The sequence below is a fragment of the Alkalihalobacillus sp. CinArs1 genome (genome assembly GCF_947387515.1).
Classification (GTDB): Bacteria; Bacillota; Bacilli; order Bacillales; family Guptibacillaceae; genus Guptibacillus.
Window position 1 is genome coordinate 1,242,167 of sequence record NZ_CANDOB010000001.1, and the last position, 16,851, is coordinate 1,259,017.

Annotated in this window: 17 protein-coding genes; 3 read left to right on the top strand and 14 right to left on the bottom strand. The window is 41.9% G+C overall.

Annotation, left to right across the window (positions count from 1 at the left end; translation table 11 throughout):
• From PFZ69_RS06425 to PFZ69_RS06435, 3 genes are all read right to left on the bottom strand, one after another.
• Positions 1-927, bottom strand: a complete 927-nt coding sequence (locus PFZ69_RS06425) for an ABC transporter permease (protein ID WP_270180179.1) — start codon at positions 925-927, stop codon at positions 1-3.
• A gap of 22 nt (positions 928-949) precedes the next feature.
• Positions 950-1,807 (bottom strand): M55 family metallopeptidase, encoded by an 858-nt coding sequence (locus tag PFZ69_RS06430; protein WP_442865112.1) that lies wholly within the window; start codon positions 1,805-1,807, stop codon positions 950-952.
• A gap of 63 nt (positions 1,808-1,870) precedes the next feature.
• Entirely contained in the window at positions 1,871-2,329 is a 459-nt protein-coding gene (locus tag PFZ69_RS06435) for an Lrp/AsnC family transcriptional regulator (RefSeq protein ID WP_270180181.1), read from the bottom strand.
• 202 nt (positions 2,330-2,531) lie between these two features.
• Between PFZ69_RS06435 and PFZ69_RS06440 the strand changes: the two genes are divergently transcribed.
• Both PFZ69_RS06440 and PFZ69_RS06445 read left to right on the top strand, forming a co-directional pair.
• Complete coding sequence (locus PFZ69_RS06440; protein WP_270180182.1) at positions 2,532-3,674, top strand: amidohydrolase; 1,143 nt, start codon at positions 2,532-2,534, stop codon at positions 3,672-3,674.
• A 205-nt stretch (positions 3,675-3,879) separates the two neighbouring features.
• On the top strand, positions 3,880-4,365 hold the full coding sequence (locus PFZ69_RS06445; protein ID WP_270180183.1) for a hypothetical protein: 486 nt from the start codon (positions 3,880-3,882) through the stop codon (positions 4,363-4,365).
• A 63-nt stretch (positions 4,366-4,428) separates the two neighbouring features.
• Here the strand turns inward: PFZ69_RS06445 and PFZ69_RS06450 are convergent, their stop codons facing one another.
• Positions 4,429-4,866: an HIT family protein gene (locus PFZ69_RS06450; RefSeq protein WP_270180184.1), complete on the bottom strand. Its 438-nt coding sequence runs from the start codon at positions 4,864-4,866 to the stop codon at positions 4,429-4,431.
• A 311-nt stretch (positions 4,867-5,177) separates the two neighbouring features.
• On the opposite strand from PFZ69_RS06450, the gene PFZ69_RS06455 reads away from it, so the two are divergent.
• Positions 5,178-5,324, top strand: a complete 147-nt coding sequence (locus PFZ69_RS06455) for a BH0509 family protein (protein ID WP_270180185.1) — start codon at positions 5,178-5,180, stop codon at positions 5,322-5,324.
• 47 nt (positions 5,325-5,371) lie between these two features.
• Here PFZ69_RS06455 and PFZ69_RS06460 read toward each other — a convergent pair whose 3' ends face one another.
• The 10 genes from PFZ69_RS06460 to PFZ69_RS06505 all read right to left on the bottom strand — a co-directional run bounded on the left by PFZ69_RS06460 (position 5,372) and on the right by PFZ69_RS06505 (position 16,822).
• Positions 5,372-7,135, bottom strand: a complete 1,764-nt coding sequence (locus PFZ69_RS06460) for an ABC transporter ATP-binding protein (protein ID WP_270180186.1) — start codon at positions 7,133-7,135, stop codon at positions 5,372-5,374.
• A 36-nt stretch (positions 7,136-7,171) separates the two neighbouring features.
• Positions 7,172-8,308: an RIO1 family regulatory kinase/ATPase domain-containing protein gene (locus PFZ69_RS06465; RefSeq protein ID WP_270180187.1), complete on the bottom strand. Its 1,137-nt coding sequence runs from the start codon at positions 8,306-8,308 to the stop codon at positions 7,172-7,174.
• 269 nt (positions 8,309-8,577) lie between these two features.
• A complete protein-coding gene (gene murQ / locus PFZ69_RS06470; RefSeq protein WP_270180188.1) occupies positions 8,578-9,489 on the bottom strand; it encodes an N-acetylmuramic acid 6-phosphate etherase in 912 nt (303 codons plus the stop codon).
• A gap of 29 nt (positions 9,490-9,518) precedes the next feature.
• Positions 9,519-10,481, bottom strand: a complete 963-nt coding sequence (locus tag PFZ69_RS06475; RefSeq protein ID WP_270180189.1) for an N-acetylglucosamine kinase — start codon at positions 10,479-10,481, stop codon at positions 9,519-9,521.
• Positions 10,468-11,292 carry a carbohydrate ABC transporter permease gene (locus PFZ69_RS06480; RefSeq protein WP_270180190.1) on the bottom strand — a complete coding sequence of 275 codons (825 nt, stop codon included), beginning with the start codon at positions 11,290-11,292 and terminating at the stop codon, positions 10,468-10,470. The genes PFZ69_RS06475 and PFZ69_RS06480 overlap by 14 nt, the downstream gene beginning before the upstream one ends.
• Before the next feature lie 10 nt (positions 11,293-11,302).
• A complete protein-coding gene (locus PFZ69_RS06485; protein ID WP_270180191.1) occupies positions 11,303-12,253 on the bottom strand; it encodes a carbohydrate ABC transporter permease in 951 nt (316 codons plus the stop codon).
• Between the two features lie 19 nt (positions 12,254-12,272).
• Entirely contained in the window at positions 12,273-13,532 is a 1,260-nt protein-coding gene (locus tag PFZ69_RS06490) for an ABC transporter substrate-binding protein (RefSeq protein ID WP_270180192.1), read from the bottom strand.
• Between the two features lie 4 nt (positions 13,533-13,536).
• Complete coding sequence (locus tag PFZ69_RS06495) at positions 13,537-14,553, bottom strand: serine hydrolase domain-containing protein (RefSeq protein ID WP_270180193.1); 1,017 nt, start codon at positions 14,551-14,553, stop codon at positions 13,537-13,539.
• Positions 14,546-15,400 carry a MurR/RpiR family transcriptional regulator gene (locus PFZ69_RS06500; protein ID WP_270180194.1) on the bottom strand — a complete coding sequence of 285 codons (855 nt, stop codon included), beginning with the start codon at positions 15,398-15,400 and terminating at the stop codon, positions 14,546-14,548. Before PFZ69_RS06500 ends, PFZ69_RS06495 begins: the two co-directional genes overlap by 8 nt.
• 144 nt (positions 15,401-15,544) lie before the next feature.
• Positions 15,545-16,822, bottom strand: coding sequence for an exo-beta-N-acetylmuramidase NamZ family protein (locus tag PFZ69_RS06505; protein WP_270180195.1), 1,278 nt, complete (start codon positions 16,820-16,822; stop codon positions 15,545-15,547).
• Positions 16,823-16,851 lie beyond the last annotated feature (29 nt).

The following is a 16,851-nucleotide window of genomic DNA, read 5'->3' on the forward strand; positions in this document are numbered from 1 at the left end:
TTACTCCCCCCTGCTTGTAAGTTTGATTCTTGGATCCACGATGCGATATGAAATATCTACGAGGAACAACGTAACGATCAAAATCGTACTGAAGAAAATTGTTGTACCAAGAATGACCGGGAAATCGCGGTTGAAGATACTATCGACAAAATACTTTCCGATTCCGGGAATGGCGAAGATCTTCTCTATGACAAATGTTCCGGTTAATAGAAACGCCGCAAGCGGCCCGATAAACGAGATGACAGGAATGAGCGCGTTACGAACACCGTGCTTGATGACGATTCCTGTAATCGCAAGACCTTTCGCATCAGCAGTCTTAATATAGTTCTGATTCATAACGTCTAACATACTCGACCTCATAAACCGGGCGACGATTGCAAGCGGCGCCGTTGCTAAAGCGACCGAAGGCAGAATTGTGTGCTGCCAAGTCCCCCAGGATGCGACTGGGAACATGCCCCACTTCACCGCAAAATAATTGATCAGCAGCGGAGCTAAGATGAAGCTTGGAATTGAAATTCCTAAAATCGCAAATGCCATCGCAGCATAATCAAGCATGCCATTATGATTTAAAGCAGCAATGATACCGAGAAGGAGTCCAAAAACAAGCGCGATCACCAATGATTGAAGTCCAAGAATAGCAGATGCGGGAAAACCATCTGAGATCAACGTGTTCACATCTCTCGTCTCGGATTGAATCGAAGGTCCGAGGTCAAACTGAACAAGATTTTTTAAATATAAAACGTACTGAACAGGCAATGGCTCGTCCAGGTTAAACTTCGCCCGCATGTTTTCAAGAACTTCTTCAGGGAGCACGTCCGCATCTGAAGCGAACGGATCCCCCGGTATCGAGTGCATGATGATGAAGGTAAGAGTGGTGATTACCCAAATGGTTAAAATCATCGTGAGAATCCGTTTAAAAATGTACAATGATGCTCCCTCCTTCAAATGGTTATGTATTTACTGAACCTAACACCCCGTTTGTTGCCGTCATCGCAATAATCACGAGCCCCCACATCTGCTTGTACGCTGTTACGTAATCATCGCAAGTGAAGCGAATCGTCTTTGGACCTATCTTCTCAACCGTTGGGATGGTCGTTGTCATCAACGCTTGCTGTGGCCCTTTGAACTCGATCTCAAATGTGATCGGCCCCTCTACTACGTAAGGTTTTTTGCTCTTCGCTTCACGGACTGCAACCTCAGCTCGTTCGCGAATCAAGCGCCTCGCCCTAACAGGAGGGATCAATTCTGCTGCAAATCGATCGATTCCAGTTTTCACTATTGCAGCTTCAATGTCAGGGAAGGTTTCTTTTACTTCTGCTACATATGCATCATCTCCTGAGATAAAGATCGGAGGTACACCAAAAGCTCCTGCGACACCAGAATTTAGTTCGGTCTCTCCTACCACTTTGTCGTTGATTTTCATCTCTCCAACACAAATTCCTGCGAGCGTATGGCTGATGACGGTCTCATTCGCTCCTGCTTCGCGTCCGTGGTGACCGACGAACATGACGCCATCAAACGAATCATCCAGTCCTTGCAGCTGGCACATGACACGGTTGTTACCTGAAACCAACCTTGCTCGTTCATCTAGGTCTTCAACGATGATGTTCGACATATTCCCGTGACCATCTGCGACGACAACTTCTGTTGCTCCTCCGTTGAACGCCCCTTCGATCGCCGCGTTCACATCTAACGTCATCAGCTTACGAAAACGCTGATATTCGCTCTCCTTTTTCAGCTGAACGTTAGTTGCAACACCAGAAATCCCTTCCATATCTGCCGAAATGAAAATTTTCAATGTGATCATCCCCTACTAGTTATTTAAATATTCAGACACAAATTTATATAAAAAAAGAGCAGAAGCCCTTTTTTATAAGTACTCAAACGTATTCTTGAACACATCCATCTGAACCATTACATTCGTAGCTGTAACATTTGGAATCGCATGAACTTCCCTCACCGTTTCATTGATTTCCTCATAATCCCGAACGTTGATTTGCGCAAGCAAAGGGTATTCCCCAGAGATGGTCGTAATGAAGCGAACAACACGAATGGTTCTTAGCTCCTCAATTACCTCATCGATGTGTTGAGGAACAACCTTTAACTGAATGATGGCTCCCATTTTTATGCCTAGAGTAATTGGGTTGATCACTCCAACAACTTCCAGAATGTCGTTTTCCACCATATTGTTGTACCTTGTTCGAACCGTCTTTTCGGTTACATTCAACTGGTTTGCGATTTCAGTAAAAGACATCCTGCCATTTTTAGATAAAAATTTAATAATGCTTCGATCAAGATCATCGATTAGTTCGTTACCAATTCTACTCAACAAAATTCCGCCTTTCAGTCGTAATAGTTATAATTACTCACGTATTTAGACCTAATTATAATATAATACGACTATTTACAATACTATTTTTATGTTTTAGTATGTGAATTAGTAATTTAAAGAACAGTATAAATATTCTAATAATTAATTTCAAGAGGATTTTAGAAAAAAATATAATTTTTAACAAAAGGGGTTCGAGCAAATGAAGTTATTTAAACACGCAACAATCGTGGTCGGTAATGGAGAGGTACTTGAAGATGCGAATTTGCTCATCGAAGGAAAGATCATTCGACAAGTTGGGGAGTTCGTCACTGATTCTAGCAACATTGAAGTGGTGGATGCGAAAGGAAAAGTAATCTCACCAGGTTTGATCGATGTGCATACTCACCTCGGTGTTCATGAGGAAGGCATTGGCGCAGAAGGGCACGATTTTAATGAAACGAGCAGTCCACTTACACCAGAAGTGCGAGCGCTAGACGGGATAAACCCTGCTGACAAAGGCTTTGAAGACGCAAGACGGGCTGGTGTCACAACGGTGCAAGTGCTTCCGGGAAGTGCGAATGTAATCGGTGGTGAGATGGTTACGTTGAAAACAGCAGGTACGATCGTCGATCACATGATCATTCGGGAACCTTCCGGAATGAAAGCAGCATTCGGTGAAAACCCGAAACGAATCCATGGACATAAGGGGAACGCTCCTATCACAAGAATGGCGATCGCTTCTATGTTTCGACAGGAATTGCTTAAAGCAAAGGATTATGTGGTTCGAAATGAAGAAAACGAAAAGATCGACCTTGGTTTAGAAAACTTAGCAAAAGTGTTAAGAAAAGAAATTCCGATTCGTGCCCATGCACATCGAGCAGATGACATCGTAACGTTCCTCCGCCTTGCGAAGGAATTCGATTTGGACATCTCGATCGAACATTGCACTGAAGGACACAAGATCAGTGAATTCGTAGCAGCATCGAATGCTCCGGTTGCAGTAGGCCCCACCCTTTCAACAAGGAGTAAGATTGAGCTTGCCGATAAAGGCTGGCACACTGCAGGAATCCTAGCAGATGCAGGCGTACCAGTGTCGATTACGACGGATCACCCTGTCGTAGGAATCGAAAACTTGCTTCAAAGCGCTGTACTCGCAGTTAAGCATGGGATGGATCCTTCAGATGCATGGAAGTCCATCACCTTACAGGCTGCCAAGCATTTAGGTGTAGCAGATAGGGTTGGATCATTAGAAGAAGGAAAAGATGCAGATTTGGTCATATGGAGTGGTGACCCTTTCGATACGAGGAATGAAGTTGAATCAACGTATGTAAATGGGGAAATCGTCTATCATCGGGAAAGTTAAGAAAAATAGTTTAACATAACGTTTAAGGTTGAAAAAGGCGGGTATATACCTAATAAGAATAATGCTTACGTTTACTGTATAGTCGCATAATTGGTGGAAATGAGCTGGACAATTAGAGCTAGACATAAGCCAAAGAGGACTAGGAGACCCCTGGTTCTTTTTGGCTTTTTTTAATCCCCAAAATATCAAGAAAAGGAACGACGTTATGTTTGGAATTAGTGATTTTCTCAAATTATTACTATCTGCTTTTATTATTCTACCTATGGTTTCAATCATTAGAGAAGGCGGCTACTTATTAACTAGCTACTTTCTAGGCGCTAAAAACTCGAAGGTCGTAATCGGATGCGGACCCCGAATCTTCAACATAGGCATATTTGAATTTCGCAAATATTACTTTATGTATAGCTGGTGCAGCTACGATAATTTACGGTATAAAGAAAACTGGGCACAGATTCTTGTTTATGCTTCTCCAATCGTTGCCAACATCGCCGTTGCGCTAATTGTAAATTTTGCGCTTTCTTTTGGATGGCTCGACATGAAGGAATTCGGTAAACAATTCATTTATTACGCCTTTTACTTTGTACTGTTCGATCTATTGCCAATTTATTATCCAGATGGGCAGCCGAGCAATGGAAGAATCGTGTATGAACTCTTTCGATACGGTCAATTCCCAGAGTATGAAAAAGAATGAGTGAACGGCAAAGCACTACACAGGTTTGCATGAAGGGGGAACGATGCCGCTTCCCCCTCCCGCCTAAACATGACTTTCGACTAGTTCAACAATCGCACTGCTCAACTTTTGTTTTGTTTCGGTAAGCTTCGTATCATCCTCGATACAAACTTCTCCGTCTTCTATGTAGAAGGTGGAGAATGCCTGACCTTCATACCTCGGCACGAGATGCATATGATAATGCGTCAACTCGTTAAATAGTCCACCGTTTTGACAAATCGTTATTCCGTTGGGAGCATACACTTTCTTGATCGCTTTTGACAAAAGAATCGATGCCTTCATCACTTCGGTTGCCGTTTTATCATCAAACTCCTCTACATCGTGAAAGTGGAATTTTGGCAAGATCATAACGTGACCTTCATTGAAAGGTTCATGATCTAGAAAACAAGTTAAGTATTCATTTTCATACACAACGTGAACGGGTTCACGTTTGTTGGCTAAACGACATCCTAAGCAATTCAATCGACCACTTCCTCTAGTTTGTTTTGGAAATTTTCATAGAATTATTTTATCATTCGTCTTCAAGCTAGGCATGTTTTTTTGCATGTAAGCACGTGACCTTCCACCCCAAGACTTTTTTACTATAAATACGAACATACGATCTTGTTTTAGAGGAAATTTCCTGAACGCTCCCTCACTTTAATCACAATTACACATCGGTTATATACGATATATCTCAAAACGGTATTGTAATGATCTCATTTTGAGATATATAATAATAGTAACAAATTGAAAGCGGTTACAGACGCTTAACCATACAAGGAGGATTTACAATGAGCCAGAAAGCAAGAAACCAATTTATTGAACGTTTGACGACGAAAACGACAATGAATAGGGACGACGTTCTGAAAATGTCCGATGCAGAAATCGAATACTTCCACTGGCTCTATTTCGATGAATCACCGATGGAATTGATGTAAAGGCAAAGCGCCCTGCACGAATGCAGGGCGCTTTAATTTTTGCTTGTTCAGGCACGTACTTGATCCAACGTTGATGAAGTTAATTCTCCCCCATGCATCTCAAAAACAATGTCACAATTTTCAATTGTACTTAGTCTATGAGCAATGATAATTAACGTCTTTTGTCCCTTAAGTAAATCAATCGCTCTCATGATCTCTTTTTCAGTTCCACTATCGAGTGCAGAGGTCGCTTCATCCATGAACAGTATTTCAGGATCATGATACAAAGCCCGCGCTATTCCAATTCGCTGTCTTTGACCACCAGATAACTTTACGCCCCTCTCTCCCACCCTTGTATTTAGTTTATCAGGCAGAGATAATACAAACTCTTTTAGCTGTGCCTGCTCCAAAGCTCTCCAAACGGCTTCATCTTGAATGTACTCTACATTTATACCGAACGCTACGTTATTTCGAATACTGTCATCAGACAGAAAGATAGATTGAGGAATATAGCCGACCTTCTGTTGAAAGATCCCTTTTTCTTCAAGAACTGGTTTGCCATCTATTAAAATTTCACCAGTTTCAGGGGTGAGCAAACCTAATATAAGGTCGACGATCGTTGTTTTACCAGCTCCAGACTCGCCGATAAATGCAACGGCATGTCCGATGGGAATCGTTAAAGATACGTTCCTAACAGTCAAATACTTTTCGTTAGGATATCGAAAGCAAACGTTCTTTAATGTAATTTCTTTTGTATACACCTTTTCATCAGCTGCAGGGTGAGAAAGAGACGGCTCTTCTAAGAACGGTTCCGTGTTATCGTTTTTAAGGTCTTCAGAAACGATCGCAAGAGCAGGATAATGATAGCGAATGAGGGTAATCATCGTGATGATACGATTTATAGATGGCAGTAACCTGAAAGCGGCCATACAAAATAGAGCCATCGTAGAAACGACTTGTGTCGTCTCCAAGTTTTGAAAGACGATCAGAATCATCGTGATCAAAACAATTGTGATTAAAATCGTCTCCATCAAAGGCCTAGGCATATACTCAAGCAGTTTAATGGTTCGATTATTAACGGCTAATTTCTTTCCTTGCTCACCATATGCGTTTACAAAAAAACCTTCCTTACCAGTAACTTTCAACTCTTTACCAGCGCCAAGTCCTTGCTTTACCCATTTGATCATCGTTCCATTAACTTGTTGTTGTTCTATTCCTAAATATGACGTTTTCACCTTTAGATATTTAAAAAATACAAACACACTAGTACCTAATAGGACACAAGCCGTGATTGTAGGAATAGGTGAAACAATGAATAGTAATATTAAAATACATATAGAGACCAAAATCTCTGTCGCTAAAGAAAAAGCTGAAACGAGAAACTTTTGAAATATTTTCGGGACTTCAATCGTAATATTCCTGAGTAAATCAGCTGAGTTATTCTGCAGATGGAAGGTATAAGGCATCGATAAATAGGTTGCGAACAGCCTTCTAGAAAGTTTCATCTCTTGATTAAAAATCAACCTATACTGCAAGTAGTGGAATAGAAGTAAATAAGCATTCTTTAGAATAAAGATAGCTAAAAAAATTAGAACGCTAAACACTATAAACGCGTTAAGCGAAGTAAAACCTAACGTATCATATACGTGACGCAACAGTGCAATATCGTTTACTGTATCTGGATTTGTGATAATACCAACAAAAGGAACGATAAGACCGATTCCAACTGTTTCGAATAAGGCAGCTGCGATCATCATAACGAACAAGATAAGTAGCTTTTTCTGCTCATTCTTACCAAAGATTGATAGAGTTTTCTTTATCATCGTTATCATGTTATTCACCTTTTAATTATAAATTTTCTTTCACTCTCACACTCCTATAAGCTGTGGTTCACTAACAATCGACCTCTCATACTTCTCAAAAATATCTAGCCATTCCTCAATCGCGATCGGTTCATGATTCGAATACACATACTCTTCTAATCTTAATTTGAAAAATTCCAGGTAAAATAAATATCGATTGGTAGTGTGATCAGGTGCGATTCCGATTCCATCCACTCTAGTTTTCAAATACAGTTGATAATTCTCTACCGCCTCTTCTATTTCACTAGATAATCTCTCCCGGTTGACCTCTTCTGATCTCAAAATACGGACGAATAAAAAGAAATAAAGATCAAAGTAACAACTTCTTCTCCCAAACGTACTCCAATCAATAATTTTTGTCTTATTCTTGTTTCTTAATATATTGAAATCACTCAAATCTCCATGAGAATAGACAAGTGAAATCTCTTTATTAGAAAGTCTTTCAGCTTGTGCTACTAAACGCGTTACAAAGCTCACAATTCTTTCTGCTTGTTTCTCATTACAAGAAGAAAATGCTTTACTCAACTCATGGACATCGTCGATGAGGTGATAGAAGTATTCATTTAATGGTATTGTCTTAGGAGTTTTACTCGATACAATTTTGAAGAGAACAGGATAGACTTCAGAGCAGAACTCTTTTTGTCTAATCTTTTGATAAGAAGGAACTCGGTAGTTGATATAGTACTCGATGACATATCGTTGATCGAGATCCCAGCTGAGGATTTTTGGAGCCAATTCGCATGCTTGCGCTTGTATTAAATTATTAACACGCTTTTCAACGTCAGCCACTTCCAATTTGTCTGGGAACATGGTGATTACTTTTTTATCCTTGAAATTAATAACCTTATATTCTCCCTGCCTTAAAACAATTAAGCAATGGCCATCGATATTAGTGCAGATGAGAGGAGAAGTTCTAGGTATAGCACGCTTCTTTCTATAAAACGAATATGTTAACTGAACAACACGAGCGAATCTTACAATAGGCACAAGAGAATCTATGAAGTACGAGCGATTCACGCGATCAAGGAAGTAAAACGACTTTGCTCCAAACAATAAGTAGCCCATTACTGCAAAGGCCCGAAGGTTTGTATTGATGTACAGTGAGCCATGGACATGTAGATAAGTATACGTTTGTTTAGTCAATAGGCTTCCCTCTCTTATTTTTTTGGAAGGACCCCTCCCTCCTAATTCACGAATACAGCTCGAACATTCTTAATAAAGAACAGTCGACCAAATAAAATTTCGATAATGTATTACTAACCAAAAATAAACTAGAGCAACTACTTACGAAAGTAAAATAGTTTGTTACTTCTAGTTTAGTTCTATATAAAGAACAAGTCAACATCCAATCGTTACTCGTATCTAACTATCCTACTAAAAAAGACTTCCATCATATAGGAAGTCTTTCAATTTTATTTTAACTTCTCCTCAACATCTCTCATCAATTCTACAAAATTACCACCCTTATTCTTCAAAAGGAGAATTGCTTCTTCAGCACTTGTATTTAACAGCAGCATCACGATCGCAACCCTCACATCGCCGCCTGCCTTTTCACTCGCTCTACATGCTTCTTCCTCATCGACCCCTGTGATCTCTTGAATAATCGACACCGCTCGTTTACGAAGCTTCTCGTTTGAAGCTTGCACATTGATCATCAGGTTTCGATACACTTTTCCAAGCTTGATCATCGATGCTGTGGTGATCATATTCAAAACCATCTTTTGGGCTGTTCCTGCCTTCAAGCGCGTGGAACCTGTGACCACTTCAGGTCCAACTGGGACTTCGATCGGGTAGATCACGTTTTGTGCTAAAAGGGAACCTGTATTACATGCGAGACCCGCTGTCGGTATCCCGAGTTTCGTCGCAGCATGAACAGCTCCTAAAACATATGGCGTTCTTCCACTTGACGCGATTCCGATCACCATATCCTTTTTCGTCACATGTTTGTGAACATCTGCCGCTCCTGTCTCAGCACTATCTTCAGCACCTTCGATCGGGATACGAAGTGCACGATCACCGCCTGCTATGATACCGTTCACTAGATCATGCGAGACACCAAAGGTGGGCGGGCATTCAGAAGCATCAAGGACTCCAAGACGCCCGCTTGTACCGGCTCCAAAATAAAACAGTCTGCCACCGTTCTCCATCACCTCGACAGCCCGATCGATGACCTTCTCGATCTGGGGCAAAGCCTTCTTCACCACTGAAGGTACACTGTGATCTTCTTCATTCATCAATTCGATGATCTCTAACGTCGAGAATTGATGAATTTGTTCTGATTTTGTATTTCGCATTTCTGTATTCAAGTTGTTCACATCCGTCATATCTGTACCTCCATCAGGTATAGCTGTCCTCACATCGAATGATAGGACGACGTTAGATTTTTTTTCATTTGTTGAGTCAGTGCCCCTTTTGTTAGGAAAGCACAAATACATGCTCCCGATGCAGGGGATAGATCTGGAACGACCAAACGGTGGTTCAGACCGTTACATTGCACGTTTCTTTCGAACATCTTCCTGAATAGATCTGATTGAAACAAGCCTCCACTTAGTACGATCGATTCTGCATCATGCACAGCTTCTACTAATTTCCTTAAACTATCACAAGCATCCTCAAGAATAAATAACGCAGTATGATTCCGTTTGTTTCCTAGCTTTATAACGTACGCTGCAAGTGACGCGATTTTCAATCGCGGATAGGTGTCTTCATAAATACTAGTAATGATGTCTCGAACATCGTTCAACGCTAATGACGATAATATTCCCTCAATAAACCGCTCATCTTTTTCTCGTATGCCGTCATGCATCTCGGAAACTACTTTCAGCGCTTGTCGTCCGATCGCATACCCACTTCCATCATCTCCGAATAAGTATCCCCAGCCTCCAGCACGTACAGGTGGCTGACCACGAGTGATCGAGTAGGCGATCGATCCGGTCCCTGCGATGAGGACAGTTCCTTCCATAGAATATGTTCCGCTAGCAAGTGCCCCGTAGGCATCGTTTGTCACCATTATCGTTCCGTTGAATTCTGGTAAACTTTCAAGAAGCCACTTCTTCCAGCGCTTCTGATCTTCTGGTCTGTCACCTCCAGCTGCTGAAACATAGATCACGTCTACATCACTCTTTACAAGGTTACAAGTTAGCGGTTCGATCACCTGCTGTATTTCCTTACAAACTTCTTCTTCAGAGCGAGATTTGATATTCGTTGATCCTGAACGACTTTTCGCTAAGATCGTTCCGTCTTCATTGCATAGCAAGGCTTCCGTTTTCGTTCCACCACCATCAATTCCGATAACATACGTTTTACTTGATCGCACCTTGAGTAAGTCCCTCCATAAATTGTTTTGAAGCAATGAAGAAGAGGACGATCATCGGCAGTGAAGCAAGTGTGAGACCGGCGAATAGCGCCCCCCAATCTGCAGAATACTCTCCGAAAAGGGAAAGCATACCGACTGGAATTGTTCTTTTTAAATCATCCGTAATGAAGATCAACGGAAAGAAGAAGTCGTTCCATGATTGGATGAATTGAATGATCATCACCGTTCCCAGTGCTGGTCTCATAAGAGGTAAGACGACGTTCCATAGGATGCGAAGGTTTCCAGCGCCATCAATTCTCGCAGCTTCTTCGAGCTCGCGAGGCATTGTTCGGAAGAAACCTGTAAGAATAAGAACCGATAGCGGAATCCCCGTTGCAACATACATGAAGATCAATGACCATAGTGAGTTTAATAGCTGCAAATCTTTCATCAAGATAAACAATGGGACGATTCCAAGCTTGATCGGAAGCATCATTCCCATAAGGAAGAAGAAGAAGATCATGTTATTCCATACAAACGTAAAACGGGCGATATAAAATGCTGCAAGAGATGATGTCACGAGTATGAGCGTCACGGAAACAACACTAACGAGAACGCTGTTCATGAAGTATGTCATGAAAGGAACCTGGTCTAGTAAACTTTTATACGTATCGAGCGTGAACGTCTCAGGTAACGAAAGCGGATTTGTAAAGATTTCAGAACTCGACTTAAAAGAAGAGAGGATCATCAATAGAATTGGATAGATGCTGATCGATGCGACTAAAAATGCAAAAACATAGTAAAACGGCTTTGTCCAGATTGTATGATTCATCATATCCCTCCTATAGATCCACTTGTCTTTTCTGCATATACTTCAGGTACAGTGCCGTAAAGAACGCGATGAAAATAAATAATACGACTGCGAGTGCTGAGCCTAAACCGACCGCAGTAGTAGAGCCACCTGCCGAACCGCCAAATGCCAGTCGATAAAAATATACGGCGAGCGTATCCGTAGAGTGATAAGGTTCTCCTTGTGACCCTTGCATCGCGTAGACGAGTTCAAACGCTTCAAACGACTGAATGAACGTTAACACCGTCATAATCATGATCGAAGGTACCATGAGCGGTAAGACGATTCGTCGAATCATCGCAAAACCACTTGCCCCATCAAGCTTTCCTGCCTCGAACAGCTCTTTAGGAATCGATTGAAAACCGGCAAGAAAGATTAGGACTCCAAAGCCAAGTCCATACCAGCAGTTCACGAGAATGATTGAAATGAGCGCCGTATCGGGGTCTCCGAGCCATGCCTTCTGCAGGTGTTCAAGACCTACTTTTTCTAAAACGACATTCAACGCACCATAGTTCGGATTGAGGATCAGCTTCCAAAGAAAACCGACTACGATAACGGAAAGAAGGCGTGGTAAGAAGTACGCGATTTTTAGAAACTCAGAACCTCGCACTCTTTTATAAATGATATAAGCAAGAATGAAAGCAAGACCGTTTTGAAAAATCATTTGAAGGACAAAATACAGGATGTTGTGACCAAACGCATTCCAAAACAAGTCTGAAAACGGTTGAAGCGTGAAGAGGTCCTTAAAGTTCTTTAACCCTACGAATTCTCCCCTTACGATCCCGTTCCAATCGAAGAAACTGTATGTAAGTGCTGCAAACAAAGGATACACAATAAACAATCCATAAATAATCAAGGCGGGAATAGGGAAAAGGTGAATCGTCCACCTTTTCCAGTTCCGTTGCTTTTTTATCGTCACAGGTGTATGCATTGCTGGCTTCATATTCTCCGCCCCTTATTGATTATTTTAAAGGTTCATACCAAGACTTCGCGCTATCTTGAACAGCATTTGCAACTTCTTCAGGTGACCGCTCACCTAAATACATGCCTTGAAGTTCAGTTTCAATAACTGATTTTGTAGAAGGATTTCCTCCAGCAAAATGAACGAGCATCATGTAAGGCGTTGACCTCTCTTCTACGGCTTTTCCGAGATCATTCACAAGCTGATCATCAGATGAAATACCAGGAATGGCACTGATCATCTTAAATTCTTCTGTGAACATTTCACCGAATTCCTCTGTCGTCATAAATTGAAGGAATTTCTTTGCGGCCTCTGTGTTTTCTGAGTTCGCATTGATAGCATAAGATCCGTCTACCCATGTTGTGATGGTCGGTTCCTTTCCAACGGCAGATGGCATCGGGAAGAAGCCTAGCTCAAGGTCAGGATTCATTTCACGAAGCACTTCGATTTCCCAGCTTCCTAATGGGAACATCGCAGCGTCTCCTGTAAAGAACATCGTACGAATATCTTCCATTCCAAGACCTTCATAGTTTTCAGGGAAAAATTGCTTCAATTCATCCATCGCTTCGATCGAACGGTTGAACTCTTCACTTGAGAAGTCGGTCTCACCAGCCGTTACATTGTCAACAAATTCGTTCGCCCCGTAGTGTGCCGGGCCAATAATACCGTGGGAAAGTGATAGGAGCCATCCTTCCTTCGTTCCAAGAGAAATAGGCGTGTAGCCTTCATCTTGCAACGTCTTATTCAGCGTCATAAACTCTTCCCACGTTTGTGGCTCTTCAAGACCTAGCTCTTCGAAAATCTTCTTATTGTAAAACATTTGCGTTGTACTGATATTTAAAGGTACGCCATACTGCTTATCGTCTGTTCCTTTTGAAGCAGCAAGTGTTTCTTCTGGATACTGATCGAGTCCTTCTAATCCATCAAGCGGTTCGAGATACCCTGCATCAGCTAGCTCAATTCCAGGCGCATAAGGACGAAGGTGGATGATGTCTGGACCTTCACCGCTTTGGAGAGCCGTGTTTAGAATCGTGTTATACTCCGTATTTTTAGAAGGGTTAAATTCAACCGTAATATCGGGGTACTCTTCGTTAAATTTCTCAATCACCTTTTCATAGCTTGCTTTGTCTTCCGTTCTCCAACTGCCGATCGTTAACGTTGTCCCGTCCTCACCGCCGCTTTCACTACCTGTGTTCGAGCTGCTGCAGGCCGAAATGACTAGGATGATCGCCAAGAATACAAACGCTTTCATTTTCTTCATACCATTACTCCCCCTTAATAAAAGTTGAATGAATCAAGGAATGTAGATGAGGTCGAATCACCTTCATATTATGTTTTCTTCCGTAGTGAACGATGTTCGTCAAAAACGTGACGACGAGTTCTTCGACTGGATCAATCCATAAACTTGTTCCTGTAAAACCGGTATGGCCGAAGCTCCCGATCGACCACCTCCCTCCACACGAAAGGTTGGCTCCTTTCCCGCTCCACACTTCAAATCCTAACCCTCTGTTACCTACTACATGTTTCTGAGCTTGTCGTATTCTCTTCTCTGATAGCACAGTTTGACGCTCTGGATAAAGAAATAGACTACCGAATTTCCCAACATCATTTGAAGTTGAAAACAGTCCAGCGCTTCCGCTTTCTCCACCTAGGTGTAAGGCTTTTTCATCATGAACGACTCCCTGAATGTAAGAGCCATCGTACGTTTCTGTAGATGCAATATTAGTTTGATCTGTAGGATGAAAGCCAGTGGACTCTAACCCCCACGGACAATACAGATACGTATCTGCGAATGTTGAGAGCGATAATCCGCTAATTCTTTCAATCACTTTTCCAAGCAAAATCATGCCTGAATCGCTATAAAGGACTTTTTCACCCGGCTTATGAAGAAGAGAGAGTGCAGTGATTTCTTCAAATACCGGACGCCACTCGTTTCTGGTCATACGTTTAAGATCAGCGGCAAGTCCGCTTGTGTGAGTAAGGGCGTGTGAAATTGTTACTTCTTTGTGTTTGAACTCTGGTATGTAAGTCTGGATGGAATGGTCTAGTTTTAGTGAGCTGTTGTCTAACAGCCAAAGAATTGAAGGTAGTGTCGCCATGACTTTTGTCAGAGAAGCGACATCGAATTGTGTGGTTTTCGTGATAGTAGATAAGTTGTTTTGACGGTCATGGTAGGTTCCATAAGCTTTGTGAAAAACGGTTCTACCGTGATGCTGAACGTGTAACGTGGCGCCTGGCAGTTCACCATTGTCGATCAGCTGTTGGAGATACTGATCAAACATGCTTCTTTGCATCCTCTAACGCTTTCCGAGTTCGCTCGAGTGCAGCGACACTATCACTATAGCTCCGGCTAGTAAGACCAACATAAAGGATGTCGATCACATTGAGTTGCGAAATGCGTGAGCTCATTGCACCGCTTCGAATGCTCTTTTCAAGTGAGCTCGTAAAAAGTTTGATATCAGCAAGTTGAGACACAGGATTCGTTCCATACTTCGTAAGCGTAATGACAGTCGCACCATTTTCTTTCGCAATCGACAATGACTGAATAATATCGTTTGTTTGACCGGAATAAGAAATACCGAATACCACATCTTCTTCACTAAGGTTCGCGCTGATCGTTCCTTGTGTATCATAGTCGGTTGCGGCTTCACACCAGCGATTGATACGAGAAAGCTTTTGTTTAAAATCTTGTGCGATCAGTCCTGATGCTCCAATGCCGTATAACGCGATCTTCCTTGCTTTTCCAAGCACTTCGATCGCCTTCTCCACCTCGTCACGTGATAATACTGAAAGGGTATCATTGATGGATTGGATGTTATTGTTCGATATATTCGCGATGAAAGAATCGACAGTACCGTCGATTGAGATTTCTTGATAAGAGTTACTGCTGTGCTTCGTAGCAAGATCACCAGCGATGCGCAGCTTTAATTCCTGAAATCCCTTGTAGTTTAGCGTTCTAGAAAGCCGAATGATCGTCGCTTCACTAACTTCAGTCCGATGTGCAAGTTTTTGAATGGAAAGATTAATCACTTCCTCTGGGCGATTAACAATATATTCTGCTACTTTTCGTTCTGAAGGTTTAAGTGAGGCCATCGATTCTTGAATACTGATTAATCCCCCGTTCATCATTCACCCTCCTTTTTGATAGAATTTTCTAATAAGTTTATTCTAGTGTATCAAGTTTTATTTATTATTCAACTACTTTTTATGAAGTTTTATTACAAATCACAAGAAAAAGCACCCGCAAGTGCTTGCTGCGAGTGCCTTTCTACGTTATTTATACAGTAAATAATTCTTTCTAACTTTTTTAAAAGCTTTCAGATCATCTTCCCATTTCTCCTGCATCTCTTCTACACTTTCTCCTTGCTCGATCGCTTCACGTATCCATCCATTCCCAACAAGTAAGTCGAAGAATGAAATGCCGCTGCTGTTTTCTGCTCTGAACTCAAACTCTTCAGGGTATAAATCGTGAATCGTTTTTACGAGGCTCATACCAGTAATAACCGGTTCAAATTCTTCTTTATCCGTAACATGAAGTTGAACCCCGTGTGATAGGTTTCCAGCATGCTTCGAGAAAGAAGGTGTGAAGGACGCCGCTCTAAACTCTACTCCCGGTAAATCGAGACGGTTTAATTCAGAAGCGAGTTCTGTTGATTGAATAAAAGGTGCTCCGATCAGCTCAAATGGCTTTGTTGTTCCGCGTCCTTCCGATACGTTTGTTCCTTCAATCAATGCCGCTCCTGGGTAGACGAGTGCTGTGTCTAACGTCGGCATATTAGGCGATGGCAGTACCCACTCGAGTTCTGTATCATCATAGTACATATCCCGGTCCCAGCCTTCCATTTCAACGACAGTTAAATCTGCGCCGATGCCAAACTCATTGTTGAATAGTTTCGAAAGTTCTCCGACCGTCATACCGTGACGCAGTGGAATTTCATATTTGCCTACGAAAGAAGAATAGTCATCGTTTAGAACTGGTCCTTCAACCGCTTCTCCGCCAAGTGGATTCGGACGGTCTAGAACGATAAATTCAATGTTGTTTTCTTCTGCTGCTTCCATCGCATACGCCATCGTATAAATGTACGTATAGAAGCGAGTCCCCACATCTTGAATGTCAAAAAGCAACACATCGATGCCTTCTAGCATTTCTGGTGTAGGTTTTCGAGTCTTTCCATAAAGGCTATAAACAGGAAGTCCAGTCTGCTCATCCGTGTAAAATTCCACGTACTCGCCGGCCTGCGCACTTCCTCGAACCCCATGCTCAGGCCCATAAAGAGCAGTAAGGTTAACGTCTGCGTCATTATGAAGACGATCGACGATGCTAGTCAACTCTTGATCGACTCCAGTTGGATTCGTGATCAAACCAACGTTTTTCCCTTCGATCAAATCTTTTTCTTCATCTAGAAGCACTTCTACTCCAAGTTTAAAATCGTTGTGCTTCTTTTTATGATGGCCATGTTTATTTCCTTTACCCTCGCTATCAGCTAAGGCAACCGAAATACTAGACATAACAAGAACAGACATCAAAAGCATGACAAACCATTTTTTCATACGTAAAACTCCTCCCCCGGGAGAGAGCG

What these genes read in the sequence shown, in the direction of transcription:
- PFZ69_RS06495 (WP_270180193.1), bottom strand. Translation starts at nt 14,553, where the DNA reads ATGTTTGATCAGTATCTCCAACAGCTGATCGACAATGGTGAACTGCCA.
- PFZ69_RS06480 (WP_270180190.1), bottom strand. Translation starts at nt 11,292, where the DNA reads ATGAATCATACAATCTGGACAAAGCCGTTTTACTATGTTTTTGCATTT.
- PFZ69_RS06500 (WP_270180194.1), bottom strand. Translation starts at nt 15,400, where the DNA reads ATGATGAACGGGGGATTAATCAGTATTCAAGAATCGATGGCCTCACTT.
- PFZ69_RS06505 (WP_270180195.1), bottom strand. Translation starts at nt 16,822, where the DNA reads ATGAAAAAATGGTTTGTCATGCTTTTGATGTCTGTTCTTGTTATGTCT.
- PFZ69_RS06445 (WP_270180183.1), top strand. Translation starts at nt 3,880, where the DNA reads ATGTTTGGAATTAGTGATTTTCTCAAATTATTACTATCTGCTTTTATT.
- murQ (WP_270180188.1), bottom strand. Translation starts at nt 9,489, where the DNA reads ATGACGGATGTGAACAACTTGAATACAGAAATGCGAAATACAAAATCA.
- PFZ69_RS06440 (WP_270180182.1), top strand. Translation starts at nt 2,532, where the DNA reads ATGAAGTTATTTAAACACGCAACAATCGTGGTCGGTAATGGAGAGGTA.
- PFZ69_RS06490 (WP_270180192.1), bottom strand. Translation starts at nt 13,532, where the DNA reads ATGAAGAAAATGAAAGCGTTTGTATTCTTGGCGATCATCCTAGTCATT.
- PFZ69_RS06430 (WP_442865112.1), bottom strand. Translation starts at nt 1,807, where the DNA reads ATGATCACATTGAAAATTTTCATTTCGGCAGATATGGAAGGGATTTCT.
- PFZ69_RS06455 (WP_270180185.1), top strand. Translation starts at nt 5,178, where the DNA reads ATGAGCCAGAAAGCAAGAAACCAATTTATTGAACGTTTGACGACGAAA.
- PFZ69_RS06485 (WP_270180191.1), bottom strand. Translation starts at nt 12,253, where the DNA reads ATGAAGCCAGCAATGCATACACCTGTGACGATAAAAAAGCAACGGAAC.
- PFZ69_RS06460 (WP_270180186.1), bottom strand. Translation starts at nt 7,135, where the DNA reads ATGATAACGATGATAAAGAAAACTCTATCAATCTTTGGTAAGAATGAG.